Here is a 23,014-nt window from a genome sequence, read left to right as displayed (position 1 = left end):
TGTGCCATCAGGGTATACGCCGACAGCAGATCGTACAGGAGATCATCCGATAGACGGATTTGGGCTCGATAAACAGGCTGAAGTTCTTGGCGTGGCCGTCCACGGCGGCCAGCAGCCGGATGCATATTCCGGCGAAGATGAACACCGATTCTGGATGAACGTGAACACCTGATTTATCAACGTATCGCGTCCTGGTGTCTTTGGTATCAGTTTGTCCCGTCCGGACAAACAGCGCCGCTGTAAATCTACCAGCCATAACAGGTAATGTGAATTTTACCTGCTTTAGCGTGTAAAAATTGATATGCCTGCTGTAGCGTGTAATGTGGAGATACCAATTTTGCCCAGGTAACCCACTCATGAAAGTCTCCGTCACCAATGCCTATCAGCTCAGCGCTTACATGAAAGATGTCAGGCTCACCCAGAAGCTCTCTCAGGGCAAAGTGGCCGATAAGGTGGGGATCCGGCAGGATACGGTCTCCAACTTCGAACTCAACCCCAACACCACTAAGCTGGATACCTTTTTCAAGATACTGTCGGCGTTGAACCTGGAGCTGGAGGTAAAACCAAGAGGCACCAAGAGCACCGACCCTGATGGCTCCCAGGGCTGGACAGAGGAGTGGTAACGGCGCCGCCTGGCGGCCTGTTTATACCAGGGTATGCAACCAGCGCTGAAAGCACCCCTGGGGGCTGTTCTGCTCGAATGCGCCGGGCGCCAGTAGATAATAACCGCTGCCGTCGGCGCGAAATCCGAATGGGGCGGCCAGGATGCCGCCGTCGATGTCGTCGCACACCAGCGGCCAGGACCCGATAGCGACGCCAATGCCCGCTATCGCCGCCTGCAGGCTGAAATAGAAATGCTCGAATACCTGCCCGGGTGCCTCGTCGCTATCTTCGCCCACTCCCCGCCACCAGCTCGCCCAGGCATCCAGACGGGTGCGGGAATGGAGGCGGGTGGCGTCCGGACGGAGATGCGCCACGCCATCGTCATCCTGCCGGACGAACTCCGCTATCCGATCGGCACGGCACACGGGGCCGGTGCGCTCGTCAAACAGCCGCACCGCATGGTAGTGGGCCGGCCAGTCGAAATCGTTGCGTCTTATGGCCAGGTCGATGCCACCCTCGAACCCGACGGGGCCGCCACCGGCCACCAGCTGGACCGATACCTCGGGATGCAACGTCTGGAACTGCGGCAGGCGCGGAATAAGCCAGCGCATCAGCAAGGTGGGTTCGCAGGAGATGGTCAAAGGCCTGCTCTTCCCCGACTCGCGCAGTTCCCGGGCGGTCGCGGCAATCACGCCGAATCCCTGCCGTACCGCCTCGGCCAGCTTGCGGCCGGCGTCGGTCAAGAACACCCGCCGCCCCCTCCGTTCGAACAGGGCCACACCCAATTCATCCTCCAGCAGCCGCACCGCCCGGCTGATGGCACCATGGGTCAGGCTCAACCGCTCGGCGGCGCGGCTGAAGCTCTCGGTACCGGCCGCCGCCTCGAAGCAGCGCAACGCGGCCAAAGAGGGCAGCCGGGCGCCCCTATTCTGTGAATTTTGCTCACAATACATGTCAGCATTCATCGTTTTTATTATCCCATTCCATCAAATATATTCTGGATAATAGTTGAATCCACCAGGGATAAAAATGAACGAAATGATAGCTGTGATCACAATAACCATGCTGGCGGTGATAAGCCCGGGGCCAGACTTCGCCCTGGTATCGCGCAACAGCCTGCTGCTTTCGCGCCGGGCCGGCGTGCTGACCGCCGTCGGTATCGGCGCGGGCGTGCTGGTACACCTGACCTACACCCTGCTCGGCGTGGGCCTGTTGATGACCCGGTCGATCTGGCTGTTCAACCTGCTGAAGCTGGCCGGTGCCGCCTACCTGATCTGGCTGGGCATCAGGATGCTGAACAGCACCCCGCCGGACGATGGCAAGATCGACGGGAACGGCGGCACGGCGGCGGCGCTGTCGGATCTGGGCGCGCTCAGGGCCGGATTCCTGACCAATGCGCTCAACCCCAAGACCACCGTCTTCGTTGTCAGCCTGTTCATGCAGGTGGTACAGCCGGGCACCCCGCTGGCCGTGCAGCTCGGCTACGGCGCCTTTATTTCGCTGGCTCACCTGCTCTGGTTTTCCCTGGTGGCCCTGATCTTCTCCGCCGGCCCGGTGCGTTCCCGCATGATGGCGCTGCGTCACCGGGTCGATCGGGTGTTCGGCGTGCTGCTGACCGGCTTCGGCGTCTTGCTGGCCTCCGCCGGTCTGCCGCGCTAACCCCATCATTACCGGCCCGTGCTGCCGCGCGGGCATATTGCTCTCTGCGACACCGCGCCCCCACCCTTGGCGAGATCACAACTTTCGGCAGTTTTTTGTTCAGTGCTCGAATAATGTCATCTTGCTGCGTTACAGTCGTGCTCCCAGCCACTCAATTTCAGAACCCAGAGAATTTCTCCGCCGTGAGCACACACAACCATTTCCGCCTGCTGGAGCAGTACCAGCAATACGAGTCCGTTATTCACAGCCTGATGGAGTCGATCATGACCAGCCTGAACGGGCTGGAGCTGCTGCAGAGCGAAACGCTCCAGCAGCAGACCATCAATTACCTCAGCCGGTCCTACCCCTTCATTGAGCTGCTCTACAGCCTGGACAGCAACGGCATCCAACTGACGGACTCCGCCTACAGCCCCACCATGAGCGAGCGCAAGCGACGCTCGCTGGGCAAGGGCAGCGACCGCAGCCAGCGGCCCTATGTCCAGGCCGCCAGGCAGAGCAGCAACGCCGTGGTGGTCACCAGCCCCTATCTGTCCAACGCCACCCACCAGCTGGCGATTTCGGTGGTGCAGCACCTGGTGGACGAGCAGGGCCGGGATCGCGGCTACCTGGTGATCAACTTCAACCTGCGCCGGCTGATTTCCTACCTCAACGGCGACGAGATGCGCTTTCGCTGCCACCACTACTTCCAGTGGATCTACGGCCTGATCGGCGGCCTGCTGATCGTGGTAGCGGCCCTGTTGCTCTATTCGGCGCTGGAATCCCTGTTCTCGCTGTTCGACGAAGACAACCATGTGGCCACCGGGGCCTTCGGCATCGTCATCCTGATCACCCTGGGCATGTCGATTTTCGATCTGGGCAAGACCATCCTCGAGGAGGAGGTGCTGGTGAACAAGGACATCCACCACCACGACTCGACCCGGCGCACCATCTCCCGCTTTATGGCGGCCATCATTATCGCGGTATCCATCGAAGCCTTGCTGCTGATGTTCAAGTCGCTGCTCGACGGCGGCGACGTCGGCAACCAGCTGATCAACGCGGTCTGGATGCTGATGGCGGCGGTGGCCATGCTGGCCGGCCTGGGCGTCTACCTCAAGCTGAGCCGGGACAGCCAGACCGCGGACTAGCGCACCATATAGTTTAAAAATCAGGCAGCCCGGCTCTGCGTAGCTGCCGGTTTGTGCCGCTGTAGCCGTCACTGTAGGTGCCGCTTTAGCCGGCACAAACCGGCGCCCAATGTCCACGCCCCACGCCGTTGGCCGGTTTGCGCCACGTAAACGGGCGCCTACAGGTGAGATATCGCACTGCTCACGTTCTAAACTGGTCGGTGCTCTAGAGCACCGTCTGGATTAAAACTGAGGCAGCGACGGTTTCTGGGGCGCAGGCGGGCCGCCTGCACCCCAATACAACGGGCTAGCCGTTCTCCTGCCGCGCCCGGCTCACCAGGCCGCTGGCGCCGATCACCCCCAGGGTCACCAGCCCCAGGCCCAGGCCGGTGAGCGGCGCGATGTGCTCGCCCAGCCAGCACCAGGCCAGCAGGGTGGCGCACACCGGGGTCAGGGAGCCGATGGCGGCGCTGATCTCGGCGCCCAGCCGGCCGATGGCATAGCCGAACAAAAAGCCCGCGCCCAGGCCCACCACCAGCCCCTGCACCAGCAGCTGGGCCAGCCATTCCTGCACCGGCACCTGGCTAAGGGTGAGCGGGACCTGGCCGAGCAACAGCCAGGCCGCCACCAGGGCGCCGTTGGGTACCGTCACCACCGCCGCCACCTCCAGCGGCCTGAGCCCGCTCTGGCGCACGCAGATGGTGAACAGGGCCCACAGCAGGCTGCACAGCAAAAATAGCCCCTGCCCCAGGCCCAACGCGGTGCCGGGGATCAGGGTGCTGCCCTGCACCACCGGCGCCAGCCCCATGCCGAGCACGCTGAGCAGGAAAAACGGCAGGCCGGCGCCCAGCACCATGCCCAGCAGCCACAGCGGGTTCACCGCCCGGATCCGCGCCCGCCGGGCCAGCAGCAGCGGCAGCAGCACCAGCCCGGGCACGGCGTAGCGGAACAGGGTGATGTCCAGCGGACCCAGGGGCGACAGGGCCCCCAGCCGCAGCGACAGAAAATAGACCGACCAGATCAGCACGGTACCGGCGGCGGCCAGGTAGCCGAGCCCGCGTTGGGCGGCGTTGGCGTTCAGGGGAACCACTTGGGTCAGGTTGGCGTGGGACATGGCACAGACTCCGCTGGATAAGAGCCTAGATTGTGCGCCGGTCGGCCTGGCTGATGTTGGCAAAGTGGAGCACAATAACCACAGTTATTGGCTTGCTGAGCCAATAAACCCCATACAAACAGCAACAAGAGCCAAGCCATGACCGTCGCCAAACTGGACCGCATCGATCGCCTGCTGCTGGACGCCCTGCAGCAGGACGCCCGCCTCACCACCGCCGAGCTGTCGGAGCGGGTCAGCCTGTCGCCCTCTCCCTGCGCCCGGCGGGTGCGCCGCTTCGAGCAGGACGGGCTGATCGAGGGCTATCGGGCCTGCCTGAACAAGGGCAAGCTGGGCCTGGGCATCACCATCTTCGTGCAGGTCAGGCTCAGCCAGCACCGGGATGCCCTGGTGGATCAGTTCGAGCAGGCGGTGCGGGACATGCCCGAGGTGATCAACTGCCACACCGTGTCCGGCGCCTTCGACTACCTGCTGCAGGTGGTCAGCGCCGATCTCCAGGGCTTCGAGCAATGGGTGCGCCGGCTGCAGAAACTGCCGATGATCCAAACCGTGGACAGCAGCTTCGCCATCCGCACCGTCAAGGAGAACGGTCCCCTGCCGCTGTAGCCGCCCCTGAACCACCCTGAACAAGGCAGCCGACGGGAGAGATTCCCGGGCCCAACGCGAGGGCCGGTTCGGCCAGTTGCCCGGCTGACTCGCTTGCTCCGGGGCAATGAAAAAGGCCGGTTGGCATTCGCCAACCGGCCTTGTCACCGAAACGGCGGGGCTCCTGTTCAGCGCTTGTCTTCCGCGGCCTGGCAGGCGGCGGCGGTGAACAGGACGTCGGTGGAGCTGTTCAGGGCAGTTTCAGCCGAATCCTGAAGCACGCCGATGATAAAGCCCACGGCCACGACCTGCATGGCCACCTCGCTGGAGATACCGAACAGGCTGCAGGCCAGGGGGATCAGCAGCAGCGAACCGCCGGCCACACCGGAAGCCCCGCAGGCGGACACGGCCGCCACCACGCTCAGCAGCAGGGCGGTCGCCAGGTCCACCTGGATGCCCATGGTATGCACCGCCGCCAGGGTCAGCACGGTAATGGTGATGGCGGCACCGGCCATGTTGATGGTCGCGCCCAGGGGAATGGAAACCGAATAGGTATCCTCATGCAGGTCCAGGCGCTTGCACAGATCCATGTTCACCGGAATATTGGCGGCGGAGCTGCGGGTAAAAAAGGCGGTCACGCCGCTTTCGCGCAGGCATTTGAATACCAGCGGATAAGGATTGCGCTTGGTCTTGAAGTAAACGATCAAGGGGTTCATCACCAGGGCGATAATCAGCATGGAGCCGAGCAACACGGCCAGCAGCTGGCCGTAGCCCCACAGGGCCTCGAAGCCGGTCTCGGCAATGGTGCTGGCCACCAGGCCGAAGATGCCGATGGGCGCCAGGCGGATCACGCACTTCACTATGCTGGATACCCCGGTGGCAATATCATTGAACACCGTCTTGGTGGTGTCGGAGGCATGGTGCAAGGCCACGCCCAGGCCGATGGCCCAGGCCAGCACGCCGATGAAATTGCCGGTCAGCAGGGCATTGATGGGATTATCGACCACTTTGAACAACAGGGTTTGCAGTACCTCGCCGATCCCCTCGGGAGCCGAGGCCTCGGCGCCGTTGGTCACCAGCACCAGTTCGGTCGGAAAGACAAAACTCATCACCACGGCGGTCAGCGCCGCGGCAAAGGTGCCCAGCAGATACAGCGACAGTATGGGGCGGATATTGGTCTGATTGCCTTTCTTGTGGCTGGCGATGGATGCCGCTACCAGCACAAACACCAGCACCGGTGCCACGGCCTTGAGGGCCCCGACGAACAGGCTGCCCAGCAGGCCGACGGATCCGGCGGCAGAGGGCGATAGCACCGCCAGCAAGGCACCGGCGATGATCCCGATCAGAATTTGAGACACCAGGCTGCCGTTGTTGACCGCGCGCAGCAAAAGAGGTTGTGTTTGGTTCATAGTCATCCTTTATTGGTCACAGACCATTTCATACTCTAGAGACGCCGCGACTTTATAGCAGAACTGGCTACAAAAAAACCAGGTTAATGGTTTTTTGTAACAACGTGCACATTTATCCCTGTATTCAGCTATTTTTTCGGCATATAGAAATGTATATGAGTGCACTCTTAGTAATAAAAACCGGAATAACCGCATTCCACCCTCGCCGGCCACGGCCTGGCCCGAGTTGCCAGGACCGGTACGCACTTCCGTTTGCCCTCCTTCCAGCGCGCCCCCCTGCTGCACCTGATGATTCTGGCCGTGAGATCCCGACAGATGGGCTCACAGGTATCGGCTTACCAGGGCATATGCTTGATCCAACTGGTATAATTCGGCCATTCCAGTCACTCTCGGTGAGACGAGATGAATAAGCAAAAACACAAGGAAGAACTCCAATCCCTGCAGAAACAGCTGGCGCTGATCCACCAGGCCATGGGCCGCCAGGGGCGGAGCGCGGTGATCGTGCTGGAAGGGCCCGACGCCGCCGGCAAGGGCGGCATCATCCGCCGGCTGGCCTGGTGCCTGGATCCGCGCTGGCTCAGCGTCTGGCCCATCGCCGCCCCCGATGCCCGGGAGCGGGAGCAGCACTGGCTGCAACGGTTCTGGCAGCGGCTGCCGTCCCAGGGTCGCTGGGCGGTGTTCGACCGCTCCTGGTACGGCCGGGTGCTGGTGGAGCGGGTGGAGGGCTTCGCCGAGCCGGACGCCTGGAAAAGGGCCTACCGGGAGATCAACGAGTTCGAGCGCGCCATCACCGCCGAACATGTACGGCTGGTCAAAATCTGGCTGGACATCAGCGCCGACACCCAGCTCGACCGCTTCCGGGCCCGCTATCGGGATCCGGCCAAGCAGTGGAAGCTCACCACCGAGGATCTGCGCAACAGGAGCAAGTGGCAGCAGTACCACCAGGCCAGGGACGAGATGCTGGAACGCACCCACACCGAGGTGGCGCCCTGGCACCGCATCGACGCCAACAGCAAGCACCAGGCGCGGATGAGCTGCTTCCGGCTGCTGATCGAGGAGCTGGGCAGGGAGCTGGATCTGTCCATCCCCACGCCGGCCGACGAGATCAAGGCGTTCTTCGAGTAGCCCTGCCGTCCCCGGTCCGGCAAGGCCGCCGGCAGTCCCTTATATCGATAAAAGCGATTAATCCAAAAGATTTTATACGTTTAATCTTTTGATGGCCCTTCCCTATACTCCCGCCATTACCCAACACGGAGTCAGGGATATGCTTAATCGTTTGTCCATCAAGGTGTTACTTACCGCGTCCTTCGCCGCCATGCTGCTGGCGGTGCTGGCGTTCAGCCTGTACGTCTACCTCTCGGTGCAGGGCATCAAGCGGCAGATGGAAAGCATCGTCGAGCGCAATATCAGCCTGCTGCAAACCATCTCCAACCTGCGCTACAGCACCGTCACCTACCGCCGCTTCGCCCTCGACTACGGCCTGACCCTGGACCCTCGGGAGCACGCGGAGATACTGGGCAAGATCACCCACAACGACGAACAGGTGGAGCACTACCTCTCGGCCATGCAGCAACAGGCCGACAGTGCCGACGTTCGCCACTTTATCGACGATTTTCGCCGCCGGATCACCGACTACAAGCGGATGCAGAACGACTATATCGGCTTGATCGACAACGGCAACATCGACGCCGCCCGGGTCAAGATGCTCACCGAGATGCTGGCTCCCTTCGACGCCATCGTCACCCTGCTCGGCGATACCCAGCGCCTGATCGCCGCCGAGGCGGAAGCCATCAAGGATCATGAATCGGCGGTGATCGACACCCTCAGCCTGGTGGTGGTGGCGCTGTGCCTGCTGCTGGCCGCCTTTATGCTGGCTACGGGCATCGTCATCAGCCGCAAGATACGCCGGCCCCTGGGCTACCTGCTGGCCCAGATGGACAGGGTCAGGAACGGCCGGCTCGGGCAGGAACTGGAGCTGGATCGCTTCGCCCGGGACGAGCTGGGCCAGGCCGCCGGCGACTTCGTCGCCATGCAGCACGGCATCCGCGAGCTGGTGCGGGAAATCGCCGTCAGCCTGGACGGCCTGGGCGGCGCCACCCGCCAGCTGCGCCAGCTGTCCGCCCACGCCTCGGACGCGCTGAGCGGCCAGCAGCAGGAAATCGCCCAGATCGCCACCGCCATGCACCAGATGGAAGCCACTTTCCAGGAGATCGCCCTCAATACCAGCGACGCCGCCGGTGCCGCCCGCGATGCCGCCGGCCAGACCGAGCAGAGCGGCCGGGTGGTGCAGCACTCCACCCGCCAGGTGGAAGCGGCCGCCGAGGAAATCGAACAGGCCGGGGCACTGGCCCAGGCCTTGCGCGAGGACAGCGCCCGCATCGGGGTGGTGTCGCAGGTGATCCGCGACATCGCCGAGCAGACCAACCTGCTGGCGCTCAACGCCGCCATCGAGGCCGCCCGCGCCGGGGAGTCCGGCCGGGGCTTCGCGGTGGTGGCCGACGAGGTACGCAACCTGGCCCGGCGCACACAAGACTCAATAGACGACATCAATCAGACCATCGGCAGCCTGCAGCAGCGGGCGGAGGCGGTAACCCAGGCCATGGACAACAGCCGGAACATGATCCAGGGCGGGGTGAAGGAAGCGCGCCAGGCGGTGGATTCGCTCCACCAGATCAGCGCCGCGGTGGAGCGGATGACGGCCATGAACATGCAGATCGCCGCCGCCACCGAGCAGCAGAACGCGGTGGCCATGGAGCTGAGCCGCAGCGTGAGCCAGATCAACGAGATGTCGGACCGGGTGGCCGGCGGCGCCCGCCAGACCTCGAGCGCCTCGGAAGATCTCGGCAGGCTGGCGGACGGCCTCGGTCGACTGGTGCAGAAATTCAGCCTCTGAAGCGAGGGCCGGTCCGCCGGCCCTCTCCTTTTTCCTACACCAGTTCGGCCAGCATGTCCTGGTGGTATTCCACCAGGGGCTCGGCCTGCTGCACCCGGCGCACGTAGTCCGGGTTGGCGATAAAGGGCCGGCCGATGGCGGCCAGGTCGAACCGGCCCTGGGCCAGCCCTTCGCTGGCGCTTTGCGGGGTCAGGCCGCCCACGCCGATCAGGGTGCCGCCGTAATGGCGGCGCAGGTACTCGCTGGCACGGCCGCCGAGGAAGTCGAAGCTCAGGCTGTCGTCGAAGATGCCCAGGTGCAGGTAGGCCAGCCTGCGCCCCTCCAGCTCGCCCAACAGGTGGTCGAACACCGCCCGGTCCCGGGCATCCGCCTGCATATGGACGTAGGCGCCCGGGGTCAGGCGGATGGCGGTTCTGTCGGCGCCCACCCGGGCCGCCACCGCGTCCACCACCTCGAGGGCGAAGCGGCTCATGTTCTCCGGGGTCCGGCCGTAGTCGTCGGCCCTGTGGTTGGTGTCATGGTGCAGGAACTGATCGATCAGGTAACCGTTGGCGCCGTGGATCTCCACCCCGTCGAAGCCGGCGGCGATGGCATTTTCCGCCGCCCGGGCGTAGTCGGCCACCAGCCGCGCTATCTCCTCCCGGCTCAGTTCCCGGGGCAGCTCGTAGCTCAGCTCCCGCATCCGCGGCAGGGTGCCCTCGAAGACGACGGCGCTGGGCGCCACCGGTTGCTCACCGGTGAAATGGGAGTGCGCCAGCCGTCCCACGTGCCACAACTGCATGAAGATCTTGCCGCCATTGCGGTGCACCGCCGCCGTCACCGGCTTCCAGCCGTCGATCTGCGCCTGGCTGTAGATGCCGGGGGTGTCCGGGTAGCCCTGTCCGTCGGGGCGGATGATGGTGGCCTCGCTGACGATCAGGCCGGCGTCGGCCCGGCGGCCGTAGTAGTCGGCCATGGCCCGGGTGGGCACCAGGCCGGGACCGGCCATGCTGCGGGTGAGCGGCGCCATCACGATGCGGTTGGCCAGGGTCAGGCGGTCGTTCAGGCGATAGGGTTCGAACAGGATCGGGTAGGTCATGAGGGGCATCCTCTTACTTGAATGTACATTCAAGATAGGGGCGACCCTCGTCGTTTTCAAGCCTTTTTTGAACAAACATTCAAGATACTTTGGCATCACCGGCATGCGGGGGTACACTAGGGCGGAACGGGGAGAATCAAGATGCGTACAGCAAGCTTCGATCGGGACCAGGTATTGAGGTCCGCCATGCAGGCCTTTCGCCACAAGGGCTTTGCCGCCACCACCATGCAGGATCTGGTGGCCGCCACCGGGCTGCATCCGGGCAGCATCTACTGCGCCTTCGGCAACAAGAAGGGGCTGCTATTGGCGGCGGTGGATCACTATGTGGCCGACCGCCAGGCGGCGCTGGCCGCCTGCTTCGAGGGGGTCTCCCCCCTGGCCGGGCTGCGCCGCTACCTGGATCAGGTGGTGGCCGAGATACAGAGCTGCGATTCCATGGCCTGCCTGCTGACCAAGACATTGCAGGAGCTGAGCGAGCAGGACGAGGAAGTGTCCGCCCGCCTGGGCACCCTGCTGAAGGATCTGGAGCGGCGCCTGGCCGAGGCCCTGGCGGCGGCGCAACAGGCCGGCGAGGCCCGCGCCGACGCCACCCCGGAGCAACTGGCCCGGCTGCTGCTGGTGGGCATCTACGGCCTGCGCACCTATGCCCATGTGCACCCCGCCCCGGACTGCCTGCAGGAAACCGCCAACCGGCTGCTGGCGGCACTGCAGGCCTAGCCCTCGGCCAGCGCCCGGATCTGCTGCCAGCACAGCTCCGCCTGTTCGGAGCGGGGCGGCGTCAGCCGGCACAGCTCGATATCCAGCCGCACCCGTACCGGCAACGGCAGCTCGACCAGTTGCCCCCGGGCCAGCTCTTCCCCGACCAGCCCCGCCGGCAGGAAGCTGGCGCCGTCCCCCTGCAGGGCCAGCGCCTTCAGCCCCTCGCCCAGGGCGTTTTCGCACACCGGGCGGCAGGGTTGCTCGCTCAGCGCCGGCAGGCACTCCCGCTGGATCAGCGCCCCCAGGAAGGAATCCCGGGGATAGAGCAGCAGCCGCAACGGCACGTCCGGCGACAAGGGATGCAGCGGCGCGCCGTCCGCATCCACCGCCGACACCAGCACCAGCCGATCCCGGCCCACCACCAGCCGCTCCACCTCGGGCCGATGCAGCGCCGGGCTGGGCTGGCCGCCGGCAAAGCACAGCAGAAAGTCGACCGAGCCGGCCATGAACTGCTCGATGGCATCGTGGTAATGGCCGGTATTGAGGCGGATCAGGCTGTCGCCCAGCAGGGGCCGCAGCCGGTGGATCCAGCCGGGAAAGAAGGTCACCGCCAGCGAGGGCTGGGCCATAAAGCTCAGGCTCTGGTGTTCATGCAGGGTCTGGCGCAGCTGCCCGCGCAGCCCGTAGATCTGGGCAAGCAGTTGCCGGGCCTGCTCGAGAAAAATCTCGCCGGCCTCGGTCAGCACCAGCGGATGGCGATCCCGGTGCACCAGCGGCACCCCCAGCCAGTTTTCCAGGGAGCGGATGCGCCGGCTGAAGGCCGGCTGGGTCACGAAACGCGCCTCCGCCGCCTTGGAAAAGTTGCCCTGCTCGGCCAGGGCGACGAAATCGTGCAGCCATTTGCTCTCCATGCTCCCTCCGTTGCCGCCATCGACCGGGCATTCTATGCAGAAAAGTAACCGCCCTGCTAGAAATAAGGCATTAGATCCCGCCGGGCCGGCTTCCTACCATGATGGCATCGGCGCCACAGGGCGTGCGCCGCTTGCAGAAGGACGACAATGATGGCCGTGGAAACCCGCAACCAGGTGATGGACATGATGCATCGAATCGAAGAGGTCAGAAAACGCTACTTTCCCGGCGTCTGCGTGGCGGTCACCATCGGCATCGCCGCCAGCTTCCTGTCCCAGCAGTACGGCGCCCCCGCCATGCTGATGGCGCTGCTGCTGGGGCTGGCGTTCAACTTTTTAAGCCAGGAGCAGCACTGCGTGCCGGGGCTGGAATTCTCCGCCAAGACCCTGCTGCGCCTGGGGGTGGCCATGCTGGGACTGCGCATCACCTTCGGCGACGTGCTCACCCTGGGCTGGTCGCCGCTGTTGATGGTGTGCTCGGCGGTGCTGCTGACCATCGGCTTCGGCATCCTGATGGCGCGGCTGCTGGGCTTTTCTTCCGCCTTCGGCACCCTCACCGGCGGCTCGGTGGCCATCTGCGGCGCCTCGGCGGCCATGGCCATCAGCAGCGTGCTGAAGCAGGACGAACAGGCCAAGCGCGACACCCTGTTCACGGTGATCAGCGTCACCACCCTCAGCACCCTGGCGATGATCTTCTACCCCATGATCAGCACCGGCCTGGGGCTCAGCCCCCAGGAGTCCGGGCTCTTTATCGGCGCCACCATCCACGACGTGGCCCAGGTGGTGGGCGCCGGCTACAGCATGTCGAGCGAGGTGGGCGATCTCAGCACCTTCGTCAAGCTGCTGCGGGTGGCCATGCTGGTGCCCATCGTCATGGCCATCGGCATCGTGATCCGCCGCGCGGCCCGCCACCGCGGCGACGCCGAGGGCGGCAAGGGCGTGGCCATTCCCGGCTTTTTGCTCGGCTTCGTGGCGCTGTTCGTGCTCAACAGCCTGGACTGGATCCCCAGCGCCGTCAGCCAGCCCCTGGCCGGCAGCTCCTCCTGGCTGCTGCTTACCGCCATCGCCGCCCTCGGCGTGCGCACCCAGCTCAAGGACATCCTCTCGGTGGGCTGGAAGCCGGTGCTGCTGGTGGTGCTGGAAACGCTCTTTATCGCCGCCCTGATCCTGGCCTATATCCTGCTGGGCTGAGCCTGTAAAAACGGCGACCACCGGGGTCGCCCAGACTGCTGTGTGATATCTCACCCGTAGGCGCCCGTTTGCGTGGCGCAAGGCCTGGCGCGGTATTCCCCAGCGGCTAAAGCGCCGGCTACGGGAGCGGGCAGAGTATTCGCTTTTCCGAATACCGCAGATCGTGCACAGCTTCTCAGAAGGTGGTTTCCCCCACCGGCAGGGTGCGCCCTTCCGCCGAACTCTTCATCGCCAGGTTGATGATATTGAGCCCGTCCAGGGCGTCCTGCACCGTCACCGGCAGCGGGCCTTCGCCACGGATGGCCTTGGCGGTGGCCTGGTAGAAGTAGCGGTAGCCGCCCACCACCGATTCGATCACCTCGGGTTCGGCGTCGGAGTAGAAGGTGCCGTAGTCCGACTCGGCTTCCTTGGCCAGGTAGGGCGAGTCGGCCACTATGCCGTCGTGCAACCGTTCCTCCTGGGGGTCGAAGCCGCGCTTGATGTAGCAGCCCTTCTCTCCCTGCAGCTTGAAGCGCAGGGTCGGTCCCGGATGGTAGGAGCTGGAATGCAGCAGCACTTCCTTGTCGTGGTAGTGCAGCTGCACATGGAAATAGTCGGTCACCTGGGAGCCGGGCCGCATCGCCAGGCAGCGGCCGGTTACCGCCAACGGCTTGCCGAACAGCACCAGCACCTGGTCCACCAGGTGGGCGCCCAGATCGAACCAGGTGCCCACCCCCTCCCCGGGCAGCTCGCGCCAGCGCTGGCGCGGCGTGGGCCGAAAGCGGTCGAAGTGGGACTCGAAGGCGTGGATGGGGCCCAGCTTGCCGTCGGCGATCAGCTTGCGGATGGTGAGAAAATCGCTGTCCCAGCGGCGGTTGTGAAAGGGGATCAGGCACAGGTTCCTGGAGGCCGCCAGCTTCATCAACTCGGCGCCCTGGTGGATCTGGGTCACCATGGGCTTTTCCATCACCACATGCAGGCCGGCGTTCAGCGCCTTGCGCCCCAGTTCGTAGTGCACTTCGTTGGGCGCGGTGATCACCACCAGCCGTGCCCCGGATTCCTCCAGCATCTGATCCACGTCGGTATACACCTGCACATCCGGCCAGTCACTGGCCACCCGCTCCGGCTTGGAGGTGCTGATGGCCACCAGCTCGAACTCGGGCAGGCTGTTGAGAAAGGGCAGGTGGAACACGGTAGCGGACTGGCCATAGCCAATCACGGCGGTTTTAATCATGGGACAACCTCGTCAAAAATAATGCTTGATATCCATGTAGCGGGCACGGATGTGCTCGATCAACAGCTTGATTTTGCGTGGCGGCTGGCGGCTGTAGGGGTAGACGGCATAAATGCCCAGCACCTTGCCCACCTGCCGGGGCAGCAGTTCGACCAGCCGGCCCGCCTGCAGGTCCGGGTAGACCAGGCAGCGCGGCACATAGGCCAGGCCGAAGCCGGCGATGGCCGCCTTGCGCAGGGCGGCCGCGTTGTCGGTGGAAAAATGTCCGCTCACCCGCAGGGGGTAGATTTCGCCCTGGCGGTTGAACAGCCAGTCGCGGGCACCGCTTTCCTGGTAGCTATAGATAAGGCAGTTATGTTGGAGTAAGTCTTCCGGCGCCTGAGGCTTGCCGTGACGGCTAATATAAGCGGGAGCGGCACAGATGGTCCAGCGCGAGTCCAGGATATGGCGGGCGATCAGGCTGGAGTCGTCCAGGTGGCCGGTACGGATCACCAGGTCGTAGCCCTCGCCGATCAGATCCACGAAGCGGTTCTCCAGCGACATGTCCACCGAAATAGCCGGATGCAGTTCACAAAATTCGGCCACCGCCTCCGCCAGCAACAGCTCCCCGGAAATGGTCGGCACCGACATACGGATGTGCCCCTGCAGCGCCTGGCTGTAGCCGGTAACGGCGTCGAACGCCTCCTGGGCCGACTGGGCCACCAAGCGCGCCCGCTGGTACAGCACCTGCCCCGCCTCGGTCAGCGTCAGGCGCCGCGTGGTGCGGTGGATCAGGGTACTGCCCAGCTCTTCCTCCAGCCGGGCGATGCGCTTGCTCACCACCGAATTGGCCAGGCTGTTGGCCTCCGCCGCCTTGCTGAAGGAGCCCAATTCGATCACCTGGGCGAAGAGGATGAGATCGTCGGTTCTCGGCATCATTTATCCAGTTTTGGAAACAATGAGTTTCATTAAATCTATATATCCACAAAAAGCATGGAATTAAAGTTACATCCGCTTAACACCAAGCTTGCACTAGTACCCTACAGTAGAAACAGGTCTGTGATGACCCCCGATAAAACCATGGAAGTGACCAACTATGCTGAATGATACCCTACTGGCACTGCTGGCGTTTTCGCCCATAGTGCTCGCCGCCATCCTGCTGGTGGGCCTGCAATGGCCGGCCAAGCGCGCCATGCCCCTGGCCTTTATCCTCACCGCCCTTATCGCCCTCTGGGCCTGGGACATGAGCGCCACCCGGGTGATCGCCTCCACCCTGCAGGGCGTGGTGATCTCCGTTTCGCTGCTGTGGATCATCTTCGGCGCCATACTGCTGCTCAATACCTTAAAGCATACCGGCGCCATTACCACCATCCGCAACGGTTTTACCGCCATTTCTCCCGACCGCCGCATCCAGGCCATTATCGTCGCCTGGTGCTTCGGCTGCTTTATCGAGGGCGCCTCCGGCTTTGGTACCCCCGCCGCCGTGGCCGCGCCGCTGATGGTGGCGCTGGGCTTCCCCGCCCTGGCCGCGGTACTGATGGGCATGATGATCCAGAGCACCCCGGTTTCCTTCGGCGCCGTCGGTACCCCCATCATCGTGGGCGTGACCACCGGCCTCGACAACGGCGCCATCGGCAGCACCCTGGCCGAGCACGGCTCCGGCTGGGACGCCTACCTGCAAACCGTCACCAGCAACGTGGCGGTGATCCACGCCCTGGTCGGCATTCTGATGCCGCTGTTCATGTGCATGATGCTGACCCGCTTCTTCGGCAAGAACAAAAGCTGGAAGGAAGGCCTGGACATACTGCCCTTCGCCATCTTCGCCGGCCTGGCCTTTACCGTGCCCTACGCCCTCACCGGCGTGCTGCTCGGCCCCGAGTTCCCCTCCCTGGTCGGCGGCCTGGTCGGCCTGGCCCTGGTGGTGACCGCCGCGCGCAAGGGCTTCCTGGTGCCCAAGAGCCGCTTCGACTTTCCGGAAGAACAGCACTGGCCGGCGGAATGGCTGGGCTCGCTCACCATCAACACCGACGACCTGAAGAAAAAGCCGATCAGCCTGGGCCTGGCCTGGTTCCCCTACCTGCTGCTGCCGGTGCTGCTGGTGCTGAGCCGCACCCATGAGGGCTTCAAGGGCCTGCTCACCGGCTGGAACATCGCCTTCGGCAACATCCTGGGCGAGGCGGGCATCAGCGCCGGCATCCAGCCCCTGTACCTGCCCGGCGGCATACTGGTGTTCGTCTCCCTGGTGGCGGTGCTGACCCAGACCCGTTCCCTCAAGGCCTTCGCCCCTGCCATCGGTGAATCGTCCAGGACCCTGATCGGCGCCGGCTTCGTGCTGATGTTCACCGTGCCCATGGTGCGCATCTTCATCAACTCCGGGGTCAACGGCGCCGACATCGCCAGCATGCCGGTGATGACCGCCAACGTGGCCGCCAGCCTGGTGGGCGACTTCTTCCCCGCCATCAGCGGCGTCATCGGCGCCCTGGGCGCCTTTATCGCCGGCTCCAACACCGTGTCCAACATGATGTTCTCCCAGTTCCAGTTCGAGGTGGCCCAGACCCTGGGCGTGTCCACCGCCCTGATAGTGGCGCTGCAGGCCATCGGCGCCGCCGCCGGCAACATGATCGCCATCCACAACGTGGTGGCGGCCTCGGCCACCGTCGGCCTGCTGGGCCGGGAAGGCACCACGTTGCGCAAGACCGCCCTGCCCACCCTCTACTACCTGGTGGCCATCGGCATCATCGGCATGATCGCCATCTATGGCCTGGGCATCTCGGATCCCTTGCTGAAGTTGTCTTGAAGCATTGCCGCCGCCGGCCTGGCCGGCGGCGTTGTCGTAAATATTGAAGGAATTGCCTTATGTCGTCCGCTATCCGTATCTACCCGGCCAAGCCAGAAAAGGTGTATATCTACGCCACCTGCCTGGTGGACATGTTCTCGCCCCAGAGCGGGCTGGATGCCATCCGCCTGCTGGAGCTGGCCGGGGTCGAAGTCATCTACGTGCCCAAGCAGAGCTGCTGCGGCCAGCCCGCCTACTCCTCCGGCTACGAAGACGACGCCAGGACCACGGCCCTCAGCCAGATGGCGCTGTTCCCCGAGCCCTGGCCGGTGGTGGTGCTGTCCGGCTCCTGCGGCGGCATGATGCATCACCATTACCGCCGGCTGTTCGCCGGCAGCGAACACCAGCAGCAGGCCGACCAATTCTGTGATCGGGTATTCGAACTGACCGAATTCCTGGTGCAGGTCTGTCGCATCCAGCTCAGCGACCAGGGCCCGGCCACCTCGGTGGTGCTGCACACCTCCTGCGCCGCCCGCCGCGAAATGAAGGTGCACATCACCGCCCGCCAACTGCTGGGCCAGCTGGAGCGGGTGGAGCTGCGCGAGCAGGCCTACGAGAGCGAATGCTGCGGCTTCGGCGGCACCTTCTCGGTGCGCCACCCGGCCATCAGCGAAGCCATGGTGCAGGACAAGACCCAACACCTGAACGACACCGGCGCCGCCCAGCTCATCAGCGCCGACTGGGGCTGCCTGCTCAATATCAACGGCGCCTTCGAATACCAGAAGAAAGAGATGAAAGGCATTCACCTGGCCAGCTTCCTGCTGGAACGACTGGAGGGACCTCATGCACAATAAGCCCCAGCTGTTCCATCCCCAGGCCGAGGCGGCCCTGGCCAACCCCGAGCTGCGCGCCAACTTCCGCGGCGCCATGGACTACCTGCGCGACAAGCGCAAGGCCGCCTTCGCCGACGCCGACGAGGAACAGGCCATCCGCGACCGGGCCGAGGCCATCCGCCAGCGCTGCCTGAGCAAGCTGCCCGAGCTGCTGGAGCAACTGGAAGCCAACTGCACCGCCAACGGCATCCGGGTGCACTGGGCCGAAAACGCCGAGCAGGCCAACGCCCTCTTCGCCGACATCATCCGCGCCCACGGCGGCACCCTGGCGGTGAAGGGCAAGTCCATGGTGAGCGAGGAAATCGAGCTCAACCACCAGATGGAAAAAGAAGGCATCCGCTGCCTGGAAAGCGACATGGGCGAATACATCGTCCAGCTCGGCAACGAGACCCCGTCGCACATCATCATGCCCGCCATCCACAAGAACAAGCGGCAGGTGGCGGACCTGTTCGCCGAGCACGTGCCCGGTTTCCAGCACACCCTGGACGTGGATACCCTGATCCAGACCGGCCGCAATGTGCTGCGCGAGAAATTCCGCGAGGCCCACATCGGGGTGTCCGGCGTCAACTTCGCGGTGGCCGAAACCGGCACCCTCTGCCTGGTGGAAAACGAAGGCAACGGCCGCATGTGCACCACGGTGCCGGAGGTGCATATCGCCATCACCGGCATCGAGAAGGTGGTGGAGTTCCTGGCCGACGTGCCGCCCCTGTTCAGCGCCCTCACCCGCTCCGCCACCGGCCAGGCCATCACCACCTACTTCAACATGATAAGCGGCCCGCGCAAGGACGATGAGCTGGACGGCCCCAGGGAAGTGCACCTGGTGCTGCTCGACAACGGCCGCAGCCAGGCCTTCGTGGACGAGGAAATGCGCAAGACCCTGCAGTGCATCCGCTGCGGCGCCTGCATGAACCACTGTCCGGTGTACACCCGCATCGGCGGCCACGCCTACGGCACCGTCTATCCGGGCCCCATCGGCAAGATCATCTCGCCCCACCTGATGGGGCTGGAAGCCACCAAGGATCTGCCCACCGCCTCCAGCCTGTGCGGCGCCTGCGGCGAGGTGTGCCCGGTGCGCATTCCCATCCCCGAGCTGCTGCAGCGGCTGCGCCACGAGGCCAAGCAGGACCCGCGCCCCGGCGTGCCGCCCCTGCGCGGCCAGAAGGCGGCGGCCAGCCGCACCGAAGCCTTGATCTGGCGCAGCTTCGGCCTGGTCACCAGCCGCCCGGCCCTGTACCGTATGCTGACCTGGTGCGCAACGAGACTGCGCGGCCTGATGCCGAAGAAACTGGGCCCCTGGACCCGCTGCCGCACCGCCCCCCAACCCGCCGCCAGAACCCTGCGCGAGCTTATGGCCGAGAGGAACAAGTAATGTCGAACGCCCGTCACGCCATTCTCGACCGGCTGCGCCAGGCCCAGGCCCAGCCGCTGCCGGTAAACGACCCGGACTATCCCATCTGGAACCAGAGCGGGCAGGCAGAGATGCTGGCCCGCCTGACCGAGCTGCTGGAGCAGAACCACGCCGAGGTGCGCCACCTGCCCCGGGCCGAACTGGTCTCCACCCTGAAAACCCATGTGGAACAGGCCGGTCTCCAGCGCGTCGCCACCGGCACCGGCGGCGACTTCTTCGGGGAAATAAGCCAGGCCCTGGCCGGCACCGCCGAACAGCTACTGTTCGACCGCCCTCTGGAAGCCTGGAAGGACGAGCTGTTCAACCGGGTGGACGCGGGCATCACCGGCTGCCACGGCGCCATCGCCGCCACCGGCAGCCTGGTGCTGTGGCCAGGCCCGGACGAGCCGCGCACCCTGTCGCTGGTGCCGCCGCGCCATATCGCCATCCTCAAGGCCTCCACCCTGCACCCCAACCTGCCGGCCATGATGGCCGCCCAGGGCTGGCACCAGGGCATGCCCACCAACCTGCTGCTGGTGTCCGGCCCGTCCAAGACCGCCGATATCCAGCAGACCCTGGCCTACGGCGCCCACGGGCCCAAGGAACTGCTGGTGCTGATCCTGGAGGACGCCTGATGGAGCCCCGTTACCAACAACTGGCCGAAGCGCTGGCCGGCTTTCTTCCCGCCGGGCGCATCATCCAGGACCCGTCCCTCTGTCTGGCCTACGGCACCGACGCCAGCTTCTACCGGCTGGTCCCCAAGATGGTGCTGCGCCTGGCAAGCACCGACGAAGTGGCGCGGGTGCTCGAACTGTGCCGCCAGCACCGCATTCACTGCACCTTCCGCGCCGCCGGCACCAGCCTGTCGGGCCAGGCGGTGTCCGACTCGGTGCTGATCACCCTCACCGACGACTGGCGCAGGCACAAAATTATTGATAACGGCCACCAGATCGCCCTGCAACCCGGGGTGATCGGGGCCGACGCCAACCGCTACCTGGCCCCCTTCGGGCGCAAGATAGGGCCGGATCCGGCGTCCATCAACAGCTGCAAGATCGGCGGCATCGCCGCCAACAACGCCTCCGGCATGTGCTGCGGCACCGCCCAGAATTCCTACCAGACCCTGCACGGCCTCAGCCTGGTGCTGGCGGACGGCACCCGGCTCGACACCCGGGACCCGGCAAGCCGGGCCCGCTTCGCCGGGCAGAAGCCCGAACTGCTGGCCGGTCTCCAACGACTGAGCGAGGAGGTCAGGGCCAACCGGGAGCTCTGCGAGCGCATCCGCCACAAATACCGGCTGAAGAACACCACCGGCTACAGCCTGAACGCCCTGGTAGACTTCGAGGATCCCTTCGACATCCTGGCCCACCTGATGATCGGCTCCGAAGGCACCCTCGGCTTTATGGCCGAGGTCAGTTATCACACCGTGCCGGATCACCCCTTCAAGGCCTCCTGCCTGCTGGTGTACCCGGAGATCGAAACCACCTGCCGGGCGGTGACCGCCCTGGCCGGCACCGAAGTGGCAGCGGTGGAGCTGATGGACGGCCGGGCGCTGAAATCCATCGCCGACAAGGCGGGCATGCCCGGCTTTATCCGCGAGCTGGATCTGGAGGCCGCCGCCCTGCTGGTGGAAGTGCACGGCGCCGACGAGGCCGAGCTGCTGGCCAAATGCGATCAGGCGATGGCGGCGGTGGCCGGCTTCGAACGCCGCAACGAGGTGCCCTTTACCCAGGACAAAACCCGCTGCGCCACCCTCTGGGCCATGCGCAAGGGCATGTTCCCGGCGGTGGGCGCGGTGCGTGAAACCGGCACCACGGTGATCATCGAGGACGTAGCGTTCCCCGTGGAACAACTGGCACCGGCGGTGCGCAGGCTCACCGAGCTGTTCGACCGCTTCGGCTACTCGGAAGCCATCATCTTCGGCCATGCCCTGGCTGGCAACCTGCACTTCGTGTTCACCCAGGGCTTCGACTCCCAGGCCGAGCTGGACCGTTACGGCGGCTTTATGGACGCCGTGGCCCAGTTGGTGGCGGTGGAATACCAGGGCTCACTCAAGGCCGAGCACGGCACCGGCCGCAATATGGCGCCCTATGTGGAGCTGGAGTGGGGCCAGGACGGCTATGCCCTGATGCAGCAGATCAAGACGTTGTTCGATCCGGACGGCATCCTCAATCCGGGGGTCATCCTCAACGACGACCACCAGGCCCACCTCAAGGATCTCAAGCCCCTGCCCGCCGCCGACGCCATCGTCGACAAGTGCATCGAGTGCGGCTTCTGCGAGGTGGTGTGCCCGTCCCGGGATCTCAGCCTGACCCCGCGCCAGCGCATCGTGCTGTTCCGCGAGCTGCAGCGCCGGGCCGCCAAGGGCGAAGCCACCGAAGACGGCCTGGAGCAGGTGTTCCAGTACCAGGGAGTGGACACCTGCGCCGCCACCGGACTGTGCGCCCAGCGCTGCCCGGTGGGCATCAATACCGGCGATCTGGTACGACAACTGCGCACCGCGCGCTACCGCAAGTTCGAGCCCATCGCCCGCTGGACCGCGGATCACTTCGCCGCCACCACCACCCTGGTGGGCCTGGGCCTGAACTCGGCCGCCCTCGGCCGCCGGCTGCTGGGCGAACGAAACTTAAGCAAGCTCAACCGGGGGCTGCGCAAGGCCAGCAAGAACAAGGTGCCGCTGTGGCTGCCGGAGACCCCGGCCGCCAACCGGCACCGGCCCAGCGCCAGCAGTCCGCATGAAGGACGGCCCAAAGTGGTCTACTTTCCTTCCTGCGCCAGCCGCACCCTGGGCCAGTCACCGGGCGCCAAAGACGGCCGCTCGCTGACCGAGGTTACCCAGGCGGTGCTGGAGCGGGCCGGTTTCGATGTGCTGTTGCCCGCAGATCTCACCAGCCTGTGCTGCGGCCAGCCCTGGCAGAGCAAGGGCATGCTGGCGCTGGCCGACGACAAGGCCACCGAGCTGGAAGCGAAACTGTGGCAGGCCTCGGAGCAGGGCCGCTGGCCGGTGCTGATGGATACCAGCCCCTGTGCCAAGCGCAGCCGGGAGCAGGCCGGGCTGCCGCTGGCCATCTTCGAGCCGGTGCAGTTCATCCTGGAACAGGCGCTGGACCGGCTCGAACTGAAGCCGGTGCAGGAGACGGTATTGCTGCACATCACCTGCAGCAGCCGGCACCTGGGGCTGGCCGACAAGATGCTGGAGCTGGCCAAACGCTGCGCCGCCCGGGTGGTGGTGCCGGAGCACATCGACTGCTGCGGCTTCGCCGGCGACAAGGGCTTCACCACCCCCGAACTCAACGCCTCGGCCCTGAAGCCGCTGCGCGCCCAGGTGCCCGCCGGCTGCACCCGGGGAGTGAGCAACAGCCGCACCTGCGAGCTGGGCCTCAGCCACCACAGCGGCGTCAACTACGAGTCCATCCTCTATCTGGTGGACGAGGCCAGCCGGTAAACGGGAGCTGGAAGCCAGACGTTTGACGCGATCAGCAGTCCTTGCGCGACTGCTGATCCCGTGCCCTCCCTCGGCCCCGCTGTCA

Annotated in this window: 21 protein-coding genes; 13 read left to right on the top strand and 8 right to left on the bottom strand. The window is 65.0% G+C overall.

Annotated features, from left to right (window positions below; all coding sequences use genetic code 11):
• Nucleotides 1–7: 7 nt before the first annotated feature.
• Nucleotides 8–358, bottom strand: a complete 351-nt coding sequence (locus tag AN401_RS19915) for a hypothetical protein (RefSeq protein ID WP_157772341.1) — start codon at nt 356–358, stop codon at nt 8–10.
• Between AN401_RS19915 and AN401_RS19535 the strand changes: the two genes are divergently transcribed.
• Nucleotides 357–623: a helix-turn-helix domain-containing protein gene (locus AN401_RS19535; RefSeq protein WP_096780254.1), complete on the top strand. Its 267-nt coding sequence runs from the start codon at nt 357–359 to the stop codon at nt 621–623. The two genes, AN401_RS19915 and AN401_RS19535, sit on opposite strands and share 2 nt — an antisense overlap.
• 21 nt (nt 624–644) lie before the next feature.
• Here the strand turns inward: AN401_RS19535 and AN401_RS19530 are convergent, their stop codons facing one another.
• On the bottom strand, nt 645–1,568 hold the full coding sequence (locus AN401_RS19530; protein WP_408645746.1) for a LysR family transcriptional regulator: 924 nt from the start codon (nt 1,566–1,568) through the stop codon (nt 645–647).
• 64 nt (nt 1,569–1,632) lie between these two features.
• Between AN401_RS19530 and AN401_RS19525 the strand changes: the two genes are divergently transcribed.
• Entirely contained in the window at nt 1,633–2,262 is a 630-nt protein-coding gene (locus AN401_RS19525) for a LysE family transporter (RefSeq protein ID WP_096780252.1), read from the top strand.
• A gap of 182 nt (nt 2,263–2,444) precedes the next feature.
• Nucleotides 2,445–3,386 carry a PDC sensor domain-containing protein gene (locus AN401_RS19520; protein ID WP_094038852.1) on the top strand — a complete coding sequence of 314 codons (942 nt, stop codon included), beginning with the start codon at nt 2,445–2,447 and terminating at the stop codon, nt 3,384–3,386.
• Between the two features lie 286 nt (nt 3,387–3,672).
• On the opposite strand, the gene AN401_RS19515 is transcribed toward AN401_RS19520, so the two are convergent.
• Nucleotides 3,673–4,479 carry an EamA family transporter gene (locus tag AN401_RS19515; RefSeq protein ID WP_096780251.1) on the bottom strand — a complete coding sequence of 269 codons (807 nt, stop codon included), beginning with the start codon at nt 4,477–4,479 and terminating at the stop codon, nt 3,673–3,675.
• A 138-nt stretch (nt 4,480–4,617) separates the two neighbouring features.
• Between AN401_RS19515 and AN401_RS19510 the strand changes: the two genes are divergently transcribed.
• The gene (locus AN401_RS19510) at nt 4,618–5,082 is read left to right on the top strand and encodes an Lrp/AsnC family transcriptional regulator (protein ID WP_094038850.1); all 465 of its coding nucleotides are present in this window, start codon (nt 4,618–4,620) and stop codon (nt 5,080–5,082) included.
• A 167-nt stretch (nt 5,083–5,249) separates the two neighbouring features.
• On the opposite strand, the gene sstT is transcribed toward AN401_RS19510, so the two are convergent.
• Entirely contained in the window at nt 5,250–6,470 is a 1,221-nt protein-coding gene (sstT, locus tag AN401_RS19505; protein WP_094038849.1) for a serine/threonine transporter SstT, read from the bottom strand.
• A gap of 402 nt (nt 6,471–6,872) precedes the next feature.
• Between sstT and AN401_RS19500 the strand changes: the two genes are divergently transcribed.
• Nucleotides 6,873–7,595: a polyphosphate kinase 2 family protein gene (locus AN401_RS19500; protein ID WP_096780250.1), complete on the top strand. Its 723-nt coding sequence runs from the start codon at nt 6,873–6,875 to the stop codon at nt 7,593–7,595.
• A gap of 139 nt (nt 7,596–7,734) precedes the next feature.
• Nucleotides 7,735–9,363, top strand: a complete 1,629-nt coding sequence (locus tag AN401_RS19495) for a methyl-accepting chemotaxis protein (protein ID WP_094038847.1) — start codon at nt 7,735–7,737, stop codon at nt 9,361–9,363.
• Nucleotides 9,364–9,397: 34 nt separating this feature from the next.
• On the opposite strand, the gene AN401_RS19490 is transcribed toward AN401_RS19495, so the two are convergent.
• A complete protein-coding gene (locus AN401_RS19490) occupies nt 9,398–10,441 on the bottom strand; it encodes an alkene reductase (protein ID WP_094038846.1) in 1,044 nt (347 codons plus the stop codon).
• 141 nt (nt 10,442–10,582) lie between these two features.
• On the opposite strand from AN401_RS19490, the gene AN401_RS19485 reads away from it, so the two are divergent.
• Nucleotides 10,583–11,158 (top strand): TetR/AcrR family transcriptional regulator, encoded by a 576-nt coding sequence (locus AN401_RS19485; protein WP_094038845.1) that lies wholly within the window; start codon nt 10,583–10,585, stop codon nt 11,156–11,158.
• Here the strand turns inward: AN401_RS19485 and AN401_RS19480 are convergent.
• Nucleotides 11,155–12,051, bottom strand: a complete 897-nt coding sequence (locus tag AN401_RS19480) for a LysR family transcriptional regulator (protein ID WP_096780249.1) — start codon at nt 12,049–12,051, stop codon at nt 11,155–11,157. The genes AN401_RS19485 and AN401_RS19480 overlap by 4 nt on opposite strands.
• Nucleotides 12,052–12,198: 147 nt before the next feature.
• Here AN401_RS19480 and AN401_RS19475 point away from each other — a divergent pair, with 147 nt between their 5' ends.
• Nucleotides 12,199–13,239 (top strand): YeiH family protein, encoded by a 1,041-nt coding sequence (locus AN401_RS19475; RefSeq protein WP_232513357.1) that lies wholly within the window; start codon nt 12,199–12,201, stop codon nt 13,237–13,239.
• Between the two features lie 175 nt (nt 13,240–13,414).
• Here the strand turns inward: AN401_RS19475 and AN401_RS19470 are convergent, their stop codons facing one another.
• Together AN401_RS19470 and AN401_RS19465 are read right to left on the bottom strand one after the other, a co-directional pair.
• Nucleotides 13,415–14,452, bottom strand: coding sequence for a Gfo/Idh/MocA family oxidoreductase (locus tag AN401_RS19470; protein ID WP_094038843.1), 1,038 nt, complete (start codon nt 14,450–14,452; stop codon nt 13,415–13,417).
• Nucleotides 14,453–14,464: 12 nt separating this feature from the next.
• Nucleotides 14,465–15,370, bottom strand: coding sequence for a LysR family transcriptional regulator (locus tag AN401_RS19465; RefSeq protein ID WP_096780248.1), 906 nt, complete (start codon nt 15,368–15,370; stop codon nt 14,465–14,467).
• Between the two features lie 157 nt (nt 15,371–15,527).
• Here AN401_RS19465 and AN401_RS19460 point away from each other — a divergent pair, with 157 nt between their 5' ends.
• From AN401_RS19460 to AN401_RS19440, 5 genes are read left to right on the top strand one after another with little or no spacing between them, the layout of a single operon-like run.
• Nucleotides 15,528–17,228 carry an L-lactate permease gene (locus AN401_RS19460; RefSeq protein ID WP_232513355.1) on the top strand — a complete coding sequence of 567 codons (1,701 nt, stop codon included), beginning with the start codon at nt 15,528–15,530 and terminating at the stop codon, nt 17,226–17,228.
• A gap of 59 nt (nt 17,229–17,287) precedes the next feature.
• Nucleotides 17,288–18,061, top strand: coding sequence for a (Fe-S)-binding protein (locus AN401_RS19455; protein ID WP_094038841.1), 774 nt, complete (start codon nt 17,288–17,290; stop codon nt 18,059–18,061).
• The gene (locus tag AN401_RS19450; protein ID WP_096780247.1) at nt 18,051–19,469 is read left to right on the top strand and encodes a LutB/LldF family L-lactate oxidation iron-sulfur protein; all 1,419 of its coding nucleotides are present in this window, start codon (nt 18,051–18,053) and stop codon (nt 19,467–19,469) included. The genes AN401_RS19455 and AN401_RS19450 overlap by 11 nt, the downstream gene beginning before the upstream one ends.
• On the top strand, nt 19,469–20,122 hold the full coding sequence (locus AN401_RS19445) for a LutC/YkgG family protein (RefSeq protein ID WP_096780246.1): 654 nt from the start codon (nt 19,469–19,471) through the stop codon (nt 20,120–20,122). The genes AN401_RS19450 and AN401_RS19445 overlap by 1 nt, the downstream gene beginning before the upstream one ends.
• Nucleotides 20,122–22,929 carry an FAD-binding and (Fe-S)-binding domain-containing protein gene (locus AN401_RS19440; RefSeq protein ID WP_096780245.1) on the top strand — a complete coding sequence of 936 codons (2,808 nt, stop codon included), beginning with the start codon at nt 20,122–20,124 and terminating at the stop codon, nt 22,927–22,929. The genes AN401_RS19445 and AN401_RS19440 overlap by 1 nt, the downstream gene beginning before the upstream one ends.
• Nucleotides 22,930–23,014 lie beyond the last annotated feature (85 nt).

This window comes from Zobellella denitrificans (assembly GCF_002407485.1).
GTDB classification, from domain to species: Bacteria; Pseudomonadota; Gammaproteobacteria; order Enterobacterales; family Aeromonadaceae; genus Oceanimonas; species Oceanimonas denitrificans.
This window is presented reverse-complemented; position numbering and strand designations above follow the sequence as displayed.

Bases quoted from the DNA above. Each gene is read 5' to 3' on its own strand.
- AN401_RS19465 (WP_096780248.1), bottom strand. From the start codon at position 15,370: ATGATGCCGAGAACCGACGATCTCATCCTCTTCGCCCAGGTGATCGAA.
- AN401_RS19455 (WP_094038841.1), top strand. From the start codon at position 17,288: ATGTCGTCCGCTATCCGTATCTACCCGGCCAAGCCAGAAAAGGTGTAT.
- AN401_RS19490 (WP_094038846.1), bottom strand. From the start codon at position 10,441: ATGACCTACCCGATCCTGTTCGAACCCTATCGCCTGAACGACCGCCTG.
- AN401_RS19500 (WP_096780250.1), top strand. From the start codon at position 6,873: ATGAATAAGCAAAAACACAAGGAAGAACTCCAATCCCTGCAGAAACAG.
- AN401_RS19440 (WP_096780245.1), top strand. From the start codon at position 20,122: ATGGAGCCCCGTTACCAACAACTGGCCGAAGCGCTGGCCGGCTTTCTT.
- AN401_RS19510 (WP_094038850.1), top strand. From the start codon at position 4,618: ATGACCGTCGCCAAACTGGACCGCATCGATCGCCTGCTGCTGGACGCC.
- AN401_RS19515 (WP_096780251.1), bottom strand. From the start codon at position 4,479: ATGTCCCACGCCAACCTGACCCAAGTGGTTCCCCTGAACGCCAACGCC.
- AN401_RS19460 (WP_232513355.1), top strand. From the start codon at position 15,528: ATGCTGAATGATACCCTACTGGCACTGCTGGCGTTTTCGCCCATAGTG.
- AN401_RS19475 (WP_232513357.1), top strand. From the start codon at position 12,199: ATGATGGCCGTGGAAACCCGCAACCAGGTGATGGACATGATGCATCGA.
- AN401_RS19450 (WP_096780247.1), top strand. From the start codon at position 18,051: ATGCACAATAAGCCCCAGCTGTTCCATCCCCAGGCCGAGGCGGCCCTG.
- AN401_RS19495 (WP_094038847.1), top strand. From the start codon at position 7,735: ATGCTTAATCGTTTGTCCATCAAGGTGTTACTTACCGCGTCCTTCGCC.
- AN401_RS19445 (WP_096780246.1), top strand. From the start codon at position 19,469: ATGTCGAACGCCCGTCACGCCATTCTCGACCGGCTGCGCCAGGCCCAG.
- AN401_RS19530 (WP_408645746.1), bottom strand. From the start codon at position 1,568: ATGAATGCTGACATGTATTGTGAGCAAAATTCACAGAATAGGGGCGCC.
- AN401_RS19525 (WP_096780252.1), top strand. From the start codon at position 1,633: ATGAACGAAATGATAGCTGTGATCACAATAACCATGCTGGCGGTGATA.
- AN401_RS19485 (WP_094038845.1), top strand. From the start codon at position 10,583: ATGCGTACAGCAAGCTTCGATCGGGACCAGGTATTGAGGTCCGCCATG.
- AN401_RS19915 (WP_157772341.1), bottom strand. From the start codon at position 358: ATGAGTGGGTTACCTGGGCAAAATTGGTATCTCCACATTACACGCTAC.
- AN401_RS19470 (WP_094038843.1), bottom strand. From the start codon at position 14,452: ATGATTAAAACCGCCGTGATTGGCTATGGCCAGTCCGCTACCGTGTTC.
- AN401_RS19535 (WP_096780254.1), top strand. From the start codon at position 357: ATGAAAGTCTCCGTCACCAATGCCTATCAGCTCAGCGCTTACATGAAA.
- AN401_RS19480 (WP_096780249.1), bottom strand. From the start codon at position 12,051: ATGGAGAGCAAATGGCTGCACGATTTCGTCGCCCTGGCCGAGCAGGGC.
- sstT (WP_094038849.1), bottom strand. From the start codon at position 6,470: ATGAACCAAACACAACCTCTTTTGCTGCGCGCGGTCAACAACGGCAGC.